The sequence below is a fragment of the Shewanella sp. GD04112 genome (assembly GCF_029835735.1).
In the GTDB taxonomy this organism is placed as follows: Bacteria; Pseudomonadota; Gammaproteobacteria; order Enterobacterales; family Shewanellaceae; genus Shewanella.
Genome location: NZ_JAOEAL010000001.1, coordinates 1,076,958 through 1,094,471, shown reverse-complemented (window position 1 = coordinate 1,094,471; position 17,514 = coordinate 1,076,958). Strand labels below are relative to the sequence as shown.

Below are 17,514 nucleotides of genomic sequence, written 5' to 3'. Positions count from 1 at the left end.
ATTACCCTTTTGCTTCAACTTGCTCTGGCTTATAGGTACGAATAATCCAAATCAGAATACCGATCAGGAAGAACGCACTTGGCGGCAGTAATAACAGACCGTTTGGTTGATACCAGCCACCTTCAGAGATCTTGTGCAGGATTTGAACACCGAACAGAGAACCGTTACCAAACAGTTCACGCACGAAGCCAACAGCTAACAGAATCGCACCGTAACCTAAACCGTTACCGATACCATCCATAAAGCTCATCATTGGCGGTGTTTTCATCGCATAGGCTTCAGCGCGACCCATTACGATACAGTTCGTAATGATAAGGCCCACGAATACCGATAACTGCTTAGAAATCTGATAAGCATAAGCCTGCAGCAATTGGTCAACCACGATTACCAGAGAGGCAATAATGGTCATCTGTACGATAATACGTACGCTGCTAGGAATATGGTTACGGATCATTGAGATAAACAGGTTAGAAAACGCTGTTACCGCAGTTAATGCCAACGCCATTACCAGTGCAGTTTCGAGCTTGCTCGTTACCGCTAAGGCACTACATACACCAAGTACTTGTAATGCAATCGGGTTGTTGTTGACGATAGGTCCAGTCAGAACCTGTTTCAGTTCTTTAGCGTCAGACATTAGCTGAGACCTCCATTGCGTGCTTTTTCAATGAAACTCGCAAAACCTTCTTTACCTAACCAGAATGTCAGAGAGTGTTGAACACCGTTACTGGTCAGAGTCGCGCCGGATAATGCATCCACACCGTATTCAGTGCTAGCAACAGCTGGGTTTTTAGTTACGCTGATTGCAATGTTACCTTGCTCATCAAATAACTTCTTACCGTGCCATTTCGCTTTCCACTGAGCGTTTTGCACTTCACCACCAAGACCTGGGGTTTCGCCTTGCTCGTAGTAAACTAAGCTTTGAATCGTGTTCAGATCAGCATCTAACGCGAGGAAAGCATACATAGTCGACCACAGGCCATAACCATGAACAGGCAGGATCACGCTGGTTAACTTACCTTGTTCGTCACGCACTAAATAAACCACTGCATCTTCAGCAACACGCTTAACAGAAGCGATGTCGTTTTGAGGTACAAATGAGGTTTTCACATCGCGAGACGCTTTGCGTTGATCGAATGTGTTGGCATCAACACCTTCAACCCAATCACCGGTTTTTAAGTTAACTAACTTAGCTTCGATGTGCTTGCTATAAGTATCCAAAATCTGAGCTTTGGTTACTTTGCCCGCTTTCGTGTCAATCAGACCCGCAGCTTCGAGGATGTACTTTTGCTTATCAAGCAGCTTGTTTTCTGCTTGAGTTGGGCGCAGTAATACTGCCGCAGTCGACACGAATATCGCACAAATTAGACATAAGCCAACGACGATAAATAACGTTCTGCCGAACGAATCTTTATTACTAGCCACGAGCAATCCTCCGCTTGATATTTGCCTGAACCACGAAGTGGTCGAACAATGGCGCGAACAAGTTAGCAAACAGAATCGCTAACATCATGCCTTCTGGGAATGCAGGGTTAATCACGCGGATAAACACAGCCATTGCACCAATCAAGATACCGTATGCCCATTTAGCTTGGTTAGTGAATGACGCAGACACTGGGTCAGTCGCCATAAACATCATGCCAAATGCAAAACCACCTAACACTAAGTGCCAGTACCAAGGCATTGCAAACATTGGGTTAGTGTCGCTACCGATCACATTTAACAGTGTAGAGATAGCAATCATACCGACCATCACGCCGCCAACGATGCGCCATGAAGCGATACGGGTATAGATGATAACCAGACCACCTAACAGAATCGCCAGAGTCGATACTTCACCCACTGAGCCTGGAATGAAACCGAAGAACGCATCCCACCAGTTTTGGTTGAATGTGTAATCTAAGGTACCCGCTGCCGCTTGGCTCAGAGCCGTTGCACCAGAGTAACCGTCAGCGACAACCCATGAAGTGTCACCAGACATGTTCAGTGGGTAAGCGAAGAACAGGAAGGCACGACCGGCTAATGCTGGGTTTAAGAAGTTACGACCAGTACCACCGAACACTTCTTTAGCCACAACCACACCGAAGGTGATACCTAAGGCCACCATCCACAATGGGATAGTTGCTGGCAGGGTTAACGCGAACAGGATAGATGTAACGAAGAAACCTTCGTTAACTTCGTGGCCACGGATAGCGGCAAACAGCACTTCCCAAATACCACCCACGGCGAAGGTCACCGCATAGATAGGTAGGAAGAAACAGGCGCCGTACCACATCAGTGCTGGCCAGCCAGAGTTGGCGGTCAGTTCGGTACCAAACATGCCGAACAGGCTCACTTGCCATACGTCAGGCGTTGCAAAACCCGCGATTAACGCAAGTTGTGCTTGCAGACCTACGTTGTACATACCCACGAACATCGCTGGGAAGGCACAGGCCCAAACCGTGATCATCATACGTTTCAGGTCGATGTTGTCGCGAACGTGGGTTTTACCCTTGTTCACTTTACCTGGCGTATAAAAAATGGTGTATGCCGCTTCGAAGAGGGCATAAAACTTTTCGTATTTACCGCCTTTTTCAAAGTCGGGTTCAATACGTTCGAAAAAATCTTTCAAGCTCATTAGCCTTCCCTCTCGATCGTATCTAAACAGTCACGCAGATATGAACCGTAGTCATATTTGCCTGGACATACGAACGTACACAGTGCGAGATCTTCTTCATCCAACTCTAACGCGCCTAAAGTGGCTGCACCGTCAAAGTCACCTGAGATCAGGTCACGCAGCAACATAGTAGGAAGAATATCCAATGGCATTACACGCTCGTAGTTGCCGATTGGCACCATAGCGCGGTCTGAACCACCAGTGCTCGTTGTCATGTTGAACAGACGAGAAGCGCTTAAGTGGCCAAGGAATGCACGGGTAATAGAGTATTTGTTTGAGCCTGGTAACACCCAACCAAAGAATTCTTTTTCAGTGCCTTCTTCTAACAGACTCACCTGCGCGTGGTAACGACCTAAATATCCTTGAGGACCTACAGCAGTACGGCCATTCAGCACAGAACCTGAAACAACACGTACGTTACCATCTAAGGTTTCGCCCGCGGTCAGTTCAGTCATGCTTGCACCTAAAACAGTGCGAACCAAACGTGGCTTAGCCGCTTTAGGACCGGCAATCGCGACCACGCGTTCGGTATTCAGTTGACCGGTAGTAAATAGCTGACCAATGGCTATTACATCTTGGTAACCGACATGCCAAACAGTACGTTTTGCAGAAGCTGGAAGTAGGAAATGGATATGAGTACCAACAAGACCCGCTGGGTGAACACCGGCAAATTCTTCAACTTGGGCATTAGCGGCAGGAATATCGGCGCCAGGCGCTTTACAAAGGTAAACTTTACCTTCGGTAAGTCTTGCTAAGACCTTAAGACCATTAGCAAAATCTTCTTTATGCTCACGGATCACTACGACAGGATCGGCGGCATGGGGTTGCGTATCAATCGCGGTTACAAAAATACCAGCGGCAGAAGAATCTACGGCAGGCACTTTGCTGAAAGGACGTGTACGCAATGCAGTCCATAAGCCTGATTCGATCAGGTTGTCACGGACCAGTTGCGAGTCTAGCGTATCGAGAGCAGTGGCGTCATACTTAGCAAAGGCAACGCTTTCGTTCCCTTCTACTTGAATAACAACAGACTGCAGCACACGCTGGGCGCCCCGGTTAATGTCTAATATAGTACCACTGGCTAAAGCCGTATATTTTACGCCAGGATTTTTCTTATCTTCGAAAATCACCTGACCTTTTTGTACTTTATCGCCCACTTTGATCTTCATCGTTGGACGTAAGCCAATATACTCTTCACCCAAAGTAGCTACATGTTTAATGGCTGGGCCATTATGGATAACTTGCTCTGGTCCGCCTGCTATAGGCAGTTCCAATCCTTTCTTAATTGTAATCATATCCACAAGCACTACGTTTTGAAGGAAAGACAATGCGCCGCGTTCCTGCTAAATACTGAGGTTTTAAACAAAACCTACTGCATTGAGCTAGCGCAGATTTATCACAGAAATGCGATCGCAATCACGCTGGTCGCGCGCATTTTACCCCAATTGCCGTGGCATCGCCACGAAAATTATAGGTGATTTCAAACCTCAAATAAGGATTTAAAAGAATCATGCGCTACAGCGTTCACCTTCCGACCGAGTGAGGGCTCAGAAAGAGAAAATATTACGGTCGTCAAATACTATAACATTAATTTTAAAAGAAATAATTTAGCGAAAGGTCGATACCTCTTTATGGCGAGGCTTAACACGACCATTTCGCTTTCTCGTTGAATAATCTTAAAACAAGATTTAATTCAGTTTAAAAACGCCATTGATAACCCAAATAGCTGATCCGTCCATTTTCAGACCGAACTCCGCTATTTGATGCTGTGGTGACTAAGGACTCATCGAGTAGGTTTTCGACGCGAATATACAACCTATGGTGTTTATCAAAATCATAGTTTGCCGCTAAATCGACCCGCCATTGGCCCGAAACCTGTTGCAACTCACTGCCAAATTGGCTGAAATTCCGCTCCGATTGATAGGCCGCCTCAAGATTTAGTTGATATTCGCCATAGTTAACCCCCGCACTCAATTGCAATTGATGCTCGGGTAACCAAGCCAATCTCTCTCCCTCTAAAACACAGCCTTGGACATCGGTGCAGGTGCTGGTTTGATACTCGGCGCTAAGATATTGATAATTTAGCCCTAAGGGTAGCTCTACCCCACCCAGCCCCCAGCGATAGCCAAGGCCAAGTTCTACACCATAGGTGAGCACATCGGGAATATTCTCTTGGGTTAACAAGCGTTCATCGGCGCACATCGAATAGCTATCGCAATCCACATGCAAATTGTCGAACTCTTGCACATAAGCCCGTAAATCCGCTTTTATCCCTTCACGCGCATATTGGGCACTCACTTGATAATGGAGCGACACCTGAGCCTCTTGGGTGGTATTCCCCGCGCTTGCCGCAGTCCAAGCACGACGGATATCGGTACTAAAACGCCAATCGCCCGCATCATAGAGAACACCTAATTGCGGCATCCAATCACTATCGGAGAAATCCGCTTCATCCAGCCCCGCGAACGCTTGCTTCACTTCACGATTAACACTCACATGCTCGTAAGTAAGCCCTAACTTGATTTGCATACCTTGCCAGCGGAATAACGAATCGATGGCCGACGTCAGTGCAGTAGCATCATCGGTATAAGCGAACAGGGCGTTTGACTCATCAGCCATCAGACTTCTATCCGCTTGCCATAACGCCGTTTGCTCGCCAAAGTGCATTTCGGCCTTATCCGTATGATAACGAGCGCTGTAAATAATTTGATGTTCGCCATATTGGTTTATGGCTTGGGTCTGGGCGCCAAAGGCGCTGTAATCGTTGTCTTGGACGAGCAGGTTTAAATCGGCGCCATTTGCACTCGGAGCTCGATCAAAGGCGGCGATATCGGCAAGCGTTGCTACGTCAATCTCTTGCCCATTAAACAAACCAAGTTGATTCAACTGTTGTGAATAGGATTGATAGTAAAAGTCACTGATCACTTTACTGCCACCTAAATCCACTTGGTGTGAAAGCTGATACTTGTGCTGCCGCCCTTTATGCTTATCCTGCGCCGTTGCCGAGTACAAGAGTAAGGGATCCTGCTGCCAGTCCGCCGCGGTGACGCCAAGCTGCGAGCGATAACTGTTATCATCGATAAATTGGTAGGTAAATTCCGTCTGCTGCGGACTGCGTGCGCCAAGCAAACTTGCCGCATTCACCTTGAACAACATATCCGTTTGGGTTCTATCGGCATCGCTGCCATTGAAAAAATTCGCATCACCTTGTTCTTTCTGGTAATTCGCTGCGAATAATGCACCATATTCTTTTTGCTTAACGCCCCAACTCATGCCGGCATTCAAATCCGACTCTGTCGAACCTTCAACGAGAAAACTGCCTGACTGAGGTTGGTTAGCTATTTCAAGGCTCTGATAATTCACCACACCGAAAGCGCCCTGCCCGCCTACCGTCATATCCGCCAGTGGTGTGCTAGTGACATTTTGCTGTAGTAAAAGGTTAGGCAATAACTGCAATTGCGGCGCCGAATAAGGCGCGGGTGCAAAATACACCCTGTCTTGCATTACGGCCACACCTTGGCTGGCGGAGCGCATACTGATATTCGCGGTATTTCCACTGTGGTCGGCCCGCAATAAGGTTAAGCTATTTAAGTAACTCAGCTGCATCCCATCATCATTGGAGTGATATTGGTCATTGAGCTCAATCAGATCGAGTGTTTGAGAATAGAGTGGGTTTGCATTGAGGGGATGAGTGTAGACACAGGAAACCGCAAGCGCGGTCAGCGACATCACAAAGTAGCGACTAGACATACCAAGCTCCCAAAAGTGTTTGTTAGCGTACGGCGTTTTTGTTGTTATTTTGTAAAATAGCTGAATTTGCTCGAAAAAAAAAGCGACGAATGTCGCTTTCTTGACGCTTAAGCCTTAAGTCTAGGCACCACGCCTTGTGGTGCCTTAGCAAAGCTTAGAGTTGACCTAAGATCTCATCGCTGAGTTTTAAGTCATCATTACGGTTAACACTCACGCCTGCGGCGATAATGTTACGGGCGATATCTTGGGCTTGTTCTAACGAGTGCATCTCGTAAGTGCCACATTGATACTCGTTAAGCTCAGGGATTTCAGATTGCTCAACCACTTTGAGCACATCTTCCATTGAGGCAAGCCATGCATCGGCCACTTGGCGCTCGGTCGGCTCACCAATCAGGCTCATGTAGAAACCGGTACGGCATCCCATTGGTGAAATATCAATAATTTCAACATCGCTGCCGTTTAGATGATCACGCATAAAACCCGCAAACAGATGTTCTAGGGTATGGATACCACGCTCGCTGAGGATATCTTTATTTGGTGCACAAAAACGTAGATCGAATACGGTAATCGCATCGCCTTTTGGGGTACTCATATGTTTGGCAACACGCACGGCTGGCGCATTCATCCGAGTATGGTCAACGGTAAAGCTATCAAGTAATGGCATAGGAAACTCCAAATTCTTAGGGCGATACAACCGCTATCGGTTTATGGGCGCAAGCATAACACCAAATGGATTAGGTCGATAACAAGATAATGTAAGATGAAATCATCTCACATTAATCAGACGCTAATATGAACATTTTGTTCAAATTAGCGGCATTAGTGCTGGCGCTGCTGGCTGTAAGCATCCTCTGAAATCTTATGATACTCACGCACTCCCTGCTCATAGGTATGGTAAGCGCGATACACTTTGCGCATCATAGGATCCTGCTCGGCCTGCTCTTCAATGACCTGCTGTGAAATACGTTCAAGCTCGGTGAGCACCTGGGGGGGGAAAGCCTTAAGCACCACACCTTCATCTTTGACTAAGGTGTCAAGGGCCGTCACATTACGTGTGGTGTATTCGTCTAGCATATCTTGATTGATGGCGCGTGCAGCCGTTTTGACTATGGCTTGTAAATCTTGGGAAAGACTCTCGAACGCGCCCTTATTAATCAAAAACTCCATATTGGAGCCAGGCTCGTGCCAACCGGGGTAATAGTAATATTTGGCGACTTTATGTAAACCAAAGGCGAGGTCATTGACAGGCCCAACCCACTCAGCCGCATCAATAGATCCCGTTTGCAAAGCGCCATAAAGCTCCCTGCCCGCCATATTGACGGGTACGGCACCGACACGCTTGAGCACTTCGCCACCCAAGCCCGGCATACGGATCTTCAAGCCTTTAAAATCGGCAATGCTATTAATAGGTTTATTAAACCAGCCGCCCATCTGCATCCCCGTATTGCCACCCGCTAATGGAATGATGCCAAAGGGGCGATAAACTTCCTCCCACAATGCCATACCGCCACCATAATGCAGCCAGCCGTTCATCTCTTGGGCCGTCATACCAAAGGGGATCGAAGAAAAAAACTGTGAGGCGGGCGCTTTCCCCTTCCAATAATAGGAGGCGGCGTGGGCCATTTGGATTTTACCTTGGCTCACCCCGTCGAACACCGCAAAGGCGGGCATTAATTCTCCCGCACCGTACACATGAATTTGTAAGCGGCCGTGGGACATCTCGTTCACCAGCTTGGCAAAACGCTCAGGTGCCATACCTAAACCTGCGAAGTTTTTCGGCCAAGACGTGGCTAAACGCCACTCGATAACATCTTTAACGGGAGTCGCATCGGCATGAGGTGCTGCAGTCTGCTCGATATGCTGGGGTGCTGGATTACACCCACCGAGACCAATAAGCAATACCGCAAAGATTAGGCACCCCAAATGACGCATCGAACACTCTCCCTGAATGCGAAGTTAGTTAACAGTATGAAAATTAGCGCTCTTAAGTATCGGCTGATGTAAAGCACTCTTGTTTAGATGCTTACGACTTACATTCCATTCACTATAAACAGTGAGCACTAATTCAGTACAAAATAGAACATATTGTTAACACAGAAAATTCAACAGGGAAACCGCATATTATCGTCTATTTGACCTAAAACAAAAAAGCCACGTTGATAACGTGGCTTTTATAAAGTTCGGTGGCCGAATTAACCGCGGCAATTTGGCGTTTTAGGCACTTCAACATCCTTAGCCCATTCACTCTGGGTGAAGGTATGGATAGAAAGTGCATGCACACCATTAGCTAATTCATCAGCTAAACAATTATTTACCAAACGATGGCGGGCAAGTAAGCGAAGGCCTTCAAATTCATCACTAACGACAACCACTTTAAAGTGAGTCTCTGAATTAGGCGGAACATGGTGACGGTGACTTTCGTTAAGGACTTCTAAATGAGTTGGCGAGAAGCTTTCAGTCAGCTTCTGATCAATGGTCTGTGCCACTGTGCCCTGCGCATGGGTATTGGACATATTCAAATCTCAACATGGGAAAATCCAGTGGCCGCAGAGTACTGCTTCAAGTACAAAAGATCAAATTTCAACGTCAGCTTTGCGGCTTTAAACTGAGCCAATTTAGTAACAGTATGAAATGATTTGGCTTTCAATCAGCCATGATAATTAACAATCAATTGCCTAAAGGTGTAGTTCCAACGGGGTTCCTTAACCTTTAAGCGCTTAGGCACACTGTGCAACCAATCTTGCTGCATTGGCCAGTGCATAATGAGTAAGTCACCACTGTGTAAACTAATAGTGTATTTCACCTTGCTGTGTTTATGTTTAATTACAAAATCCCGCGAGGCGCCAAGGCTGATAGAGGCAATATCACTGCCGCTCGCAATCTCTGGCTCATCATCGCTGTGGGCGCCCATGCAATCTTGGCCATCTGCATAGCGATTCACTAACACGCCATTGCTGCCAAGGCCAAAATCCCGCTGCAGTTTGTCACGCAATTTTTGCAAATACTTAGGCCAAGGCAGAGCACGAATAAATAGCCCCGAATATAAATAGTCGCATCCCGCATCGCCATACCAAACCTGCAGCCTTGGAATGGCATGATATTCACCAAACACTTGAATTTGTGGGCGACTCAATGGGTAAAATTCAGCCTCCTTAAGCAGGGCATTCTGCTGCGCCACATTCAAATAATCCCTAACTAAGGTGATAGGCGGCTCGACTTGTGCCGCATCTTGATGATGGGCGCAAAAGCTCCCGCTATCAACTTCAAGATTGGCCTCTGGTTCGAGTCCTAACTCGACTTGTTTCATACAGCACCTTATACCACTGACGACTGTGATTGCCCCATCCAATCACTCATGAATGCACGAGCGGATATACAACCTCAGGCAAGCATCGCACGATAAGGGGAAATCTGCGATAATCTGCGCCTTATTTAATTGGCGCTGTTTTAATGGCAGTGTTTTTATTCGCACCGTTTTTATTGGCTTAGCACAAAGATGACGACACAATTTTCAGTGGCAGGGATTGAGCTTGAACTCTTTCGCTACCCCGCTTCGCAGGAATCCAATCTCCAAGCTTGGGATGCGGCAGACGAGCATTTGATTAACACCCTAGTCGAAGGCGGACAAACCGCGGTGCCAACGGCCATTATCAACGACAGCTTTGGCGCCTTAAGCTGCGCCCTATCGCGGCTTAATCCCGACTGGCCACTGAATGTCGAAACCGATGCCAGAACCAGTTTTTTAGGTGCAGAGCAAAATCATCATCGCAATCAGTTGCCTATGGATAACCTAACCTGGTTTACCAGTCGTGATGCCTTACCAGGCGATCTCGCCCTCGTATTGATGAAGCTGCCTAAAAACCTTACTTACTTTGCCCACCAGCTGATGCGCTTATCGCAAGTGTTGCCCGCGGGCTGCAAAGTGTTGGTTGGCGCAAAAGCCAAGTCTATCAACGCGAGCTTATTGGAAGTATTCGCGAAACACTTAGGGCCAGCAAGCGCCAGCCTCGCTTGGAAGAAAACCCGCGTCATCACCTGTATTAGCGATGGCAAGCCACGCGCCTTACCGAAGGAAGTCACTTGGGATATTCCCGAATTCAACCTCCACATCAGTAATTTAAGCAATGTGTTTGCCGCCAATAAACTCGATATCGGCGCGCGCATTATGTTGGATAATCTCCCTCAGGGCGACTTTAAAACGATTGTCGACCTAGGTTGCGGCAATGGTGTGCTCGGTCTGCGCGCGGCCCAGTTATACCCTAATGCCGATATCCATTTTATTGATGATTCCGAAATGGCGGTGGCCTCGGCAAAAGCCAACTGGGCAAACAACCAACTCCCCGCAGATAAAGGCCATTTCCATTGGGATGATTGCATGACCCATTTACCCGATGGAGTAGAACCCGATTTAGTACTCTGCAATCCGCCCTTCCATCAGGGCGAGGCGATTACCGACCACATTGCTTGGCAGATGTTTTTAGACGCGCGGCGCCGACTCAAAAATGGCGGCATTTTACATATAGTGGGGAATCGACACTTGGCTTACCACGTCAAATTGCAGCGTTTATTTAAAAACTGCACCACAGTCGCCTCCAACGGCAAATTTGTCATCCTACAAGCACAGAAATAACCACTTTCATACGGCAAAGATAGGGCGAAATCATTGCGCTATCTTTGCCTCATCTCCTCCACGTTCACATTCGCACATACTGAGTAACGGCTTTTTACTAGCCGTTATGCCTAGTTGCCAGTACAATCTTTCACAGTAAAAGCATAAAAGTGAGTCACTTAGACTTTTATGCCCCATGGATATGGAAAGCATATTTAGGATATTGAGATGCCGTTAAAGGATGACGTTGACCAACTCAAGGCAGAATTGGCGCAGTTAAAACTGCAGCATCTGTCGCAGCAATCTTCACTCAGCCGCCAACTGGCAGAATTCTCAGCCAAGCTCGACAGCATCAGTCTTCAGCTTGAGCAGCAAGACAACGCCACTCTCACCACCACATCCACCAGCACGGACGATATCACAACGCCATTCGACACGACGATTGAGCCAAGGGATGAGCGCGCCTCGCTGCAATCTGAAGAAATGGCTCCCGATATCCAGCCACAAATGCCCGAGGCAAATCCTTGGCAAAACGATCCTTGGCAGCGCCACGCTAAGGTTTCCTCCAAAGCCGTGCATTCATCGGTGGATTCGCAGCTGGATGATTTGCAGCAAGATAAGGCCTTTTCTCTGCAAGCCGGACTTGAAGTGGGCGTGCAGGCTGCAAGCCAATTCGAGACCTTATTATCCCAAGGCGTTGCCGCCATCATGGCGCCATTTGCAGCCATCACTGAACAGGTCAAAGGTTTCTATCAACATTATCAAGCCAAGGGCTTAGGCCCGGTATTTTTGATGACGGTTGCGGGCATCATCACACTCACCCTAGGTTTTGGCTATCTACTGCAATATTCCATTAACCATTGGTTTTCCGAACTCGGTAAAGCCCTGCTGGGTTTTGGCTGCGCCAATGCGATTATTGCGGGCGGGATTTTTATCCGCCAAAAAAGGGCCGGCATGGCCGACTTTGGCTCTGGGATAGTCGGATTAGGCCTTATCCTAAACTATCTCTGCGCCTATTTTATAGGCCCCTACTTTGAGATTATCCCGAGCAGTGCCAGCTTTATCCTGCTGCTATTAATTACTTTAGCGGGCTATGGTCTGTCAATGCGACTCGATGCCAAGGTTATTACCGTGATTGCTTTAGTCGGCGGCTCGATGGCACCTATGATGCTGTTATCCCAAAGCTATGCGCCGCTACTGTATATCCCCTATCTGCTACTGATTGGTGCGGGCGCCCTCGCCCAAAGCCGTAAATTACACTGGCCATTACTGCTGGAAATCACCGCCTTCCTGCATATCGCCTGCATCGAAGCCTTCAGCTATTTTGTCGATTTGCCGCTCACTCAATGGGGCGGCGCAGCGGTGCTAGCCCTAGTGAGCATTAACGCACTATTTTATCTCTATGGTCTATTTGGGTTTATCGTTAATTCCTCCACGACCTCTCTCAGCCACAGAGCCTTGGTTCTGCCGATTGCCCTACTGGCCTTTGCTATCTACGAACTCACCCAATTTACGCCATTTGCAGGGGAGATTTTTATCGCCAACGCTCTGGTATGCGCAGGTTTATACGTTAAGCTCAAGTCTCGACTAGCCCCGTCCCAGTGCAGTCTCTTATTAGTTTTCGGTGGCAGTTTTGCCGCCTTTGCCGCTCTTTATCTCTTAAGCCATGATTTCTTGGGATTAGTGCTTATCCTCGAAGCATTGCTCCTGCTGTGGATTGGCCTTAAGGAGAAACTGATTTCGGTGCGCGCCGAAGCCTATGTGTTATTGCTAACAGGGCTGGTGCTCAATGTATATGCGGTGCTGACAGGTTTTTCCCTGCTCGGACTTGGCGAGCAAACGCCCATGGCGGCGCTTGGGTTCCCGCTGCTCGCGTTAGCTTTAAGCGCGGCGGCCCTGCTCTTTGTTATCCGCCAAATCCACAGTGACGAGTCACCACTGTCGCGGCTCGAGCGGCAATTGAGTTATTTATTCAAAGAGTTCCTCAGCGGCTTTTATGTGGCAACCCTTTTGCTGGCGGCTTACCTTGTCAGCAGCGATTATTACCTCGCAATCATCCCGCTTGTGAGTCTGTTGCTGTTGTATTTAAGTGGTAAAGACAAGTTGATGGTCAGCGAGTTTGCCGCTTGGCTCTTGCTGCTGCCACTCCTATTTACCGTGGTCGAAGGCGTGACCCTCACTGGCAGCTTGAGCTTTAGTGCGCAACCACTGATGGCAAAGCTGGCACGCATTGAATTATTCGCCGCCCTGCTGCTGGCCCACTATTGGTATCGTAAACACTATCCAAGCTCGCTGTTCGCCCAGGCCGCCAAGCAGATACAACTCGGCTGTTATCTGCTACTGCCACTAATCTTATTGCCTAAGGTGATGCGCAGTTATTGGGAGTTTACCGCGGCTGCACTCTGGCTCAGCAGCTTGTTCAGCCTCGCCCTTGCCTATGTTATCAAGCATAAAGCCCTTGAGATTGAAACCAAGATTTTGACTTGGCTGGCGATACTCACCACCGCCAGCTTGTGCCTATTTGAAGTTTGGCAAGGACTTATCGCGCTGCTCATTGGTGCTCTAGTCATGGGCTTTGTACTGCTGCGTTATCGCAAGTTTGCCAAGCCTTGGACATCACTGCTAACCCTGCAATGGCAACTTAGCCCTTATTATTTCGCGCTGGTGCTGGCCGTATTGGTCTATGTATTTAATCGCGTCGATGTAGTGGCATGGTCGATGACGGCATTAGCATTGAGCGGCTACTTTGCCCTATTGATCCAAAGACGCATCAAACATGGCTCAGTGCAAACGGGATTAATGGCGCACTTAGCCATCGAAATCCAAGCCGCGGTGCGCTCAAGCTACAGCTTGGCCTACGGACTTTGTCTTGGGCTAGCGCTGCTGCCGATAATGCTGCATTTTGAGTTGTCGCTAAGACTCGATCTTAATAACGTGTTATTGATCCTCTGTGAATTGATGGCATTAGCACTGCTCGCGCTACTTATCTTACGCCGAGGCGTCGCTATTCGTTTGCATCAGCGTTTCTTACCGCTGCAATGGCTCAAATGGGGCTGGCATGGATTGCTCGCGCTGAGTTATCTCACCTGGAGTTATGCGTTCGATAATATGATTGCCGCGCCGCTCAGCGCCATTTTGCTTGTCGTGCATGGCAGCGTGTTGATGTTTATCAGCCTAAAACCCCTGCATGGGGATATGATCCGCCTCGCCGCCGGACTCTTTACCTTAGCCACACTCAAAGTGTTATTGCTGGATATGGCGTCCTTCGAGCTAGTGCAAAAGGTTATCGCCTTTATGTTGATTGGGGTGATCTTACTGACCGTCTCTTACTTCTATCAAAAGGCCCGTAATCGCCTACAAGAAGCAAACCAATAAGTCGCCAGTTATGCAAAGTAAAAGGCCGCTAATATTAGCGGCCTTTTTCATTCGAATAATCAATCTACTAATTTAAGCTAATGCTTTTTCCAGCGCCTGCGCCACATCGGCAATAATATCGTCGATATGTTCAATGCCAACGGAGATTCGAATTAAGTCCTCAGACACCCCGGCTCTGGCAAGCTCGTTTGCATCTAGTTGTCTGTGGGTGGTGCTGGCGGGGTGGCAAGCCAGCGATTTGGCATCCCCAATGTTCACTAAGCGCAAAATCATCTGCAGCGCGTCGATAAACTTACCGCCGGCGATTTTCCCTTCCTCGGGAGTGGCCGCTTTAATACCGAAGCTGATAATCCCAGAGGCTTTACCACCGGTGATCTTTTGGCAATTCTCACGGTAAGGGCTGCTCGGCAAGGCACCGTAATTCACCCAACTGACTGCAGGGTGCAGTATCAAGTATTCGGCCAAGGCCAAGGCATTCGAGCAGTGGCGTTCCATACGCAGACTCAAGGTTTCCAGCCCTTGTAGCAGTAAAAATGCACTGTGAGGTGAGAGCGCCGCCCCAGTATTACGCAGCGGCACCACGCGGCAACGCCCAATAAAGGCCGCGGCACCAAAAGCCTCGGTATACACCACACCATGGTAGGAAGGATCGGCTTGATTCAGCAGGGCAAAGCGTTCTTTGTTCGCCACCCAATCAAACTTGCCCGAGTCAATAATCACGCCGCCAATCGTCGTTCCATGGCCGCCAATGTATTTGGTCAACGAATGGATAACGATATCGGCGCCATGTTCAAACGGGCGACATAAAACAGGGGTGGCGACAGTGTTATCGACAATTAAAGGCACGCCGTGTTTATGGGCTATTTCGGCTAAACGTTTAAGATCGACAATATTGCCAGCAGGGTTACCGATGGACTCACAGAATAACGCCTTGGTCTTAGCATCGATTAAGGCATCGAGCTCTTCAAAGTCATCGAAGGCCGCCATCCGTACCTCTACCCCTTGGCGCGGCAGCGTATGGGCAAACAGATTATAAGTACCGCCATAGAGTTGACTGGTACTGACAATATTGTCCCCCACTTGAGTAAGGGCTTGAATCGCATAGGTAATGGCCGCCATTCCCGAGGCAAGTGCCAGCGCGCCTATGCCACCTTCAATGGCAGCAAGCCGCTGCTCGAGCACGCTGGTCGTCGGGTTCATAATCCGCGTATAGATATTGCCTGCGACTTTTAAGTCAAATAAATCAGCACCATGTTGGGTATCATCGAAGGTGTAGGAAGTGGTTTGGTAAATAGGTACCGCAGCGGCTTTCGTGGTCGCCTCTGATTCATATCCGTGGTGTAACGCCAGTGATTCAAGTTTCATCTTTGTGTCCTTCCCCAATAAATTCCCCGAAAAATTCCCAAAACAGTTCCCCAAGCATAGCCACTCCCCAAGACAAATTGAGGGAGAGCGTTACGCAAATCGATGTTCTAATCGCACAAGATTTGTGCACTGTATCCAAGCTAACAGATGGACATCTAGAAGTCTAAAACTTTTTAAGTCGCCATCGAATTTACCGTAACGGCTCACACTTTGGCGTATCAATTCGCGGAGTGTTCTAGGAGCTGCGCGAGCGCTTTTACCGCACGCACTATCTCGGGTGAGCAATCGTAGGAGGCATTAATGCGCATAAAATGGCGAAACTCAGCTTGATTACTAAAGAGATTGCCTGGCGCGATACTGATCCCTCGCTCAAGTGCACTATGGTATATCTGCGTCGCATCCATATGGGCAGGCAACGCCAGCCAAAGGAAATAACCGCCCGGCTCAAAGTTCACACTTACGGACTCCGGCAAGTGAGCCCGCAGCAACTGATACATGGCAAATTTGCGATCCGCTAAGGTGTGGCGTAAGCGCTTTAAATGACGCTCATATTGGGGCGACTGAATAAAATCGGCGATGGCCAGTTGCATAGGCGCACTGGTTGAGAGGGTCGACATTAATTGCAAGCGTTGCAATTGCGGGGCATGGCGCCCAGCGGCAACCCAACCGACTCGATATCCCGCAATCAAAGATTTCGAAAAGGAACCACAATGCAAAACGCAGCCTTGGGTGTCTAAGGCTTTAATCGGCCTAGGCGCACTCGAACCGACATAAAGCTCCTGATACACATCATCTTCAATCAGACTGACGTTATGCTCACAAAGCAGTTGATAAATAGCCTGTTTTTTCTGTTCCGATAAACTACAGCCTAAGGGGTTTTGATGCAGACTCATCAACCAACAGGCTTTGACGGGATAGGTCTTAAGCACTTCAGCCAAAGCATTAAGATCAATCCCTTCGCGGGGATCCGTCGCGACCGCAATCGCCCTTAGCTTGAGGCGCTCAATGGCTTGCATCGCACCATAAAAGGCCGGCGATTCAATCACGACCCAATCCCCCGCCTGAGCCAAGGCCGCTAAGCTCAAGTTCAGCGCCTCCATCGCCCCCGAGGTAATTAAAATTTCATCGGGCGCCACGCTCATGCCTAACTTGGCATAACGTTGGGAAATCGCCTTGCGTAACCCAGCATTACCGGGGGGAAGATTATCGGCCGCAAACGACGGTGACATCTGCCGAGTGACCTTGACCAACGAGCGCGCTAAGGCTTGCTGTGGAAATAAACTGGGGTCGGGAAATGCCGAGCCAAAGGGCACAATCCCAGCCTGTTTCGATGCCTGCAATACGTTAAACACAAACTCGTTAATATCGACCTTATCGGAGAAATAGATCTGCCGTTGAGTCTCTGGATAACGAAAGGCTTCGGGCTGAGGCGCCACTATGTAACCGGATTTTGCCTGCGCCAATATCACGCCTTGGCTTTCGAGCAACTGATAGGCGTTCAGCACCGTCATTAAACTCAGCCCCGAATCCGCCACAGTTTGCCGCAATGAGGGCAATTTATCCCCCGCCTGCCAGACACCTTGAGTAATTCGGTTTTTGAGATCCTGCGCTAACTGTTGGTACTTAGACATCTGCTATAGCTAACTTAGCCAATTCTGTATCTGTTATAGCCAGATTACCCCATGGTCTAATAGTACACAAGCCATCAGCGGCGCGAATCCGAGGCGCTGAGCGACTTGTTTTTACACATCCCTTTGCTGCA

Annotated in this window: 13 protein-coding genes; 2 read left to right on the top strand and 11 right to left on the bottom strand. The window is 48.5% G+C overall.

The genetic code is table 11. The features are described 5' to 3' along the window. Window position 1: 1 nt before the first annotated feature. The 9 genes from N7386_RS04790 to N7386_RS04750 all read right to left on the bottom strand — a co-directional run bounded on the left by N7386_RS04790 (window position 2) and on the right by N7386_RS04750 (window position 9,710). A complete protein-coding gene (locus tag N7386_RS04790; protein ID WP_011621733.1) occupies window positions 2-634 on the bottom strand; it encodes an NADH:ubiquinone reductase (Na(+)-transporting) subunit D in 633 nt (210 codons plus the stop codon). Next, entirely contained in the window at window positions 634-1,422 is a 789-nt protein-coding gene (locus N7386_RS04785; protein ID WP_086904332.1) for a Na(+)-translocating NADH-quinone reductase subunit C, read from the bottom strand. Before N7386_RS04785 ends, N7386_RS04790 begins: the two co-directional genes overlap by 1 nt. After that, on the bottom strand, window positions 1,415-2,614 hold the full coding sequence (locus N7386_RS04780) for an NADH:ubiquinone reductase (Na(+)-transporting) subunit B (protein ID WP_011716068.1): 1,200 nt from the start codon (window positions 2,612-2,614) through the stop codon (window positions 1,415-1,417). The genes N7386_RS04785 and N7386_RS04780 overlap by 8 nt, the downstream gene beginning before the upstream one ends. Further along, on the bottom strand, window positions 2,614-3,948 hold the full coding sequence (locus N7386_RS04775; RefSeq protein WP_055647166.1) for a Na(+)-translocating NADH-quinone reductase subunit A: 1,335 nt from the start codon (window positions 3,946-3,948) through the stop codon (window positions 2,614-2,616). Before N7386_RS04775 ends, N7386_RS04780 begins: the two co-directional genes overlap by 1 nt. Window positions 3,949-4,351: 403 nt before the next feature. Further along, window positions 4,352-6,403 carry a TonB-dependent receptor gene (locus N7386_RS04770; protein WP_279767207.1) on the bottom strand — a complete coding sequence of 684 codons (2,052 nt, stop codon included), beginning with the start codon at window positions 6,401-6,403 and terminating at the stop codon, window positions 4,352-4,354. A 154-nt stretch (window positions 6,404-6,557) separates the two neighbouring features. Further along, window positions 6,558-7,067 carry an S-ribosylhomocysteine lyase gene (gene luxS, locus N7386_RS04765; protein WP_220057469.1) on the bottom strand — a complete coding sequence of 170 codons (510 nt, stop codon included), beginning with the start codon at window positions 7,065-7,067 and terminating at the stop codon, window positions 6,558-6,560. A 155-nt stretch (window positions 7,068-7,222) separates the two neighbouring features. After that, the gene (locus N7386_RS04760) at window positions 7,223-8,335 is read right to left on the bottom strand and encodes a TRAP transporter substrate-binding protein (RefSeq protein WP_279767206.1); all 1,113 of its coding nucleotides are present in this window, start codon (window positions 8,333-8,335) and stop codon (window positions 7,223-7,225) included. Window positions 8,336-8,595: 260 nt separating this feature from the next. Continuing rightward, window positions 8,596-8,916, bottom strand: a complete 321-nt coding sequence (locus N7386_RS04755; RefSeq protein WP_248966515.1) for a BolA family protein — start codon at window positions 8,914-8,916, stop codon at window positions 8,596-8,598. A 134-nt stretch (window positions 8,917-9,050) separates the two neighbouring features. After that, on the bottom strand, window positions 9,051-9,710 hold the full coding sequence (locus N7386_RS04750) for an alpha-ketoglutarate-dependent dioxygenase AlkB (RefSeq protein WP_279767204.1): 660 nt from the start codon (window positions 9,708-9,710) through the stop codon (window positions 9,051-9,053). A gap of 189 nt (window positions 9,711-9,899) precedes the next feature. Here N7386_RS04750 and N7386_RS04745 point away from each other — a divergent pair, with 189 nt between their 5' ends. Both N7386_RS04745 and N7386_RS04740 read left to right on the top strand, forming a co-directional pair. Beyond that, window positions 9,900-11,033 (top strand): methyltransferase, encoded by a 1,134-nt coding sequence (locus N7386_RS04745; RefSeq protein ID WP_279767203.1) that lies wholly within the window; start codon window positions 9,900-9,902, stop codon window positions 11,031-11,033. 207 nt (window positions 11,034-11,240) lie between these two features. Further along, complete coding sequence (locus N7386_RS04740; protein ID WP_279767202.1) at window positions 11,241-14,387, top strand: DUF2339 domain-containing protein; 3,147 nt, start codon at window positions 11,241-11,243, stop codon at window positions 14,385-14,387. A 72-nt stretch (window positions 14,388-14,459) separates the two neighbouring features. Here the strand turns inward: N7386_RS04740 and N7386_RS04735 are convergent, their stop codons facing one another. Both N7386_RS04735 and N7386_RS04730 read right to left on the bottom strand, forming a co-directional pair. Beyond that, entirely contained in the window at window positions 14,460-15,752 is a 1,293-nt protein-coding gene (locus N7386_RS04735; protein ID WP_279767201.1) for an aminotransferase class I/II-fold pyridoxal phosphate-dependent enzyme, read from the bottom strand. Window positions 15,753-15,970: 218 nt separating this feature from the next. Beyond that, entirely contained in the window at window positions 15,971-17,383 is a 1,413-nt protein-coding gene (locus N7386_RS04730) for a PLP-dependent aminotransferase family protein (RefSeq protein ID WP_279767200.1), read from the bottom strand. Window positions 17,384-17,514: the final 131 nt, after the last annotated feature.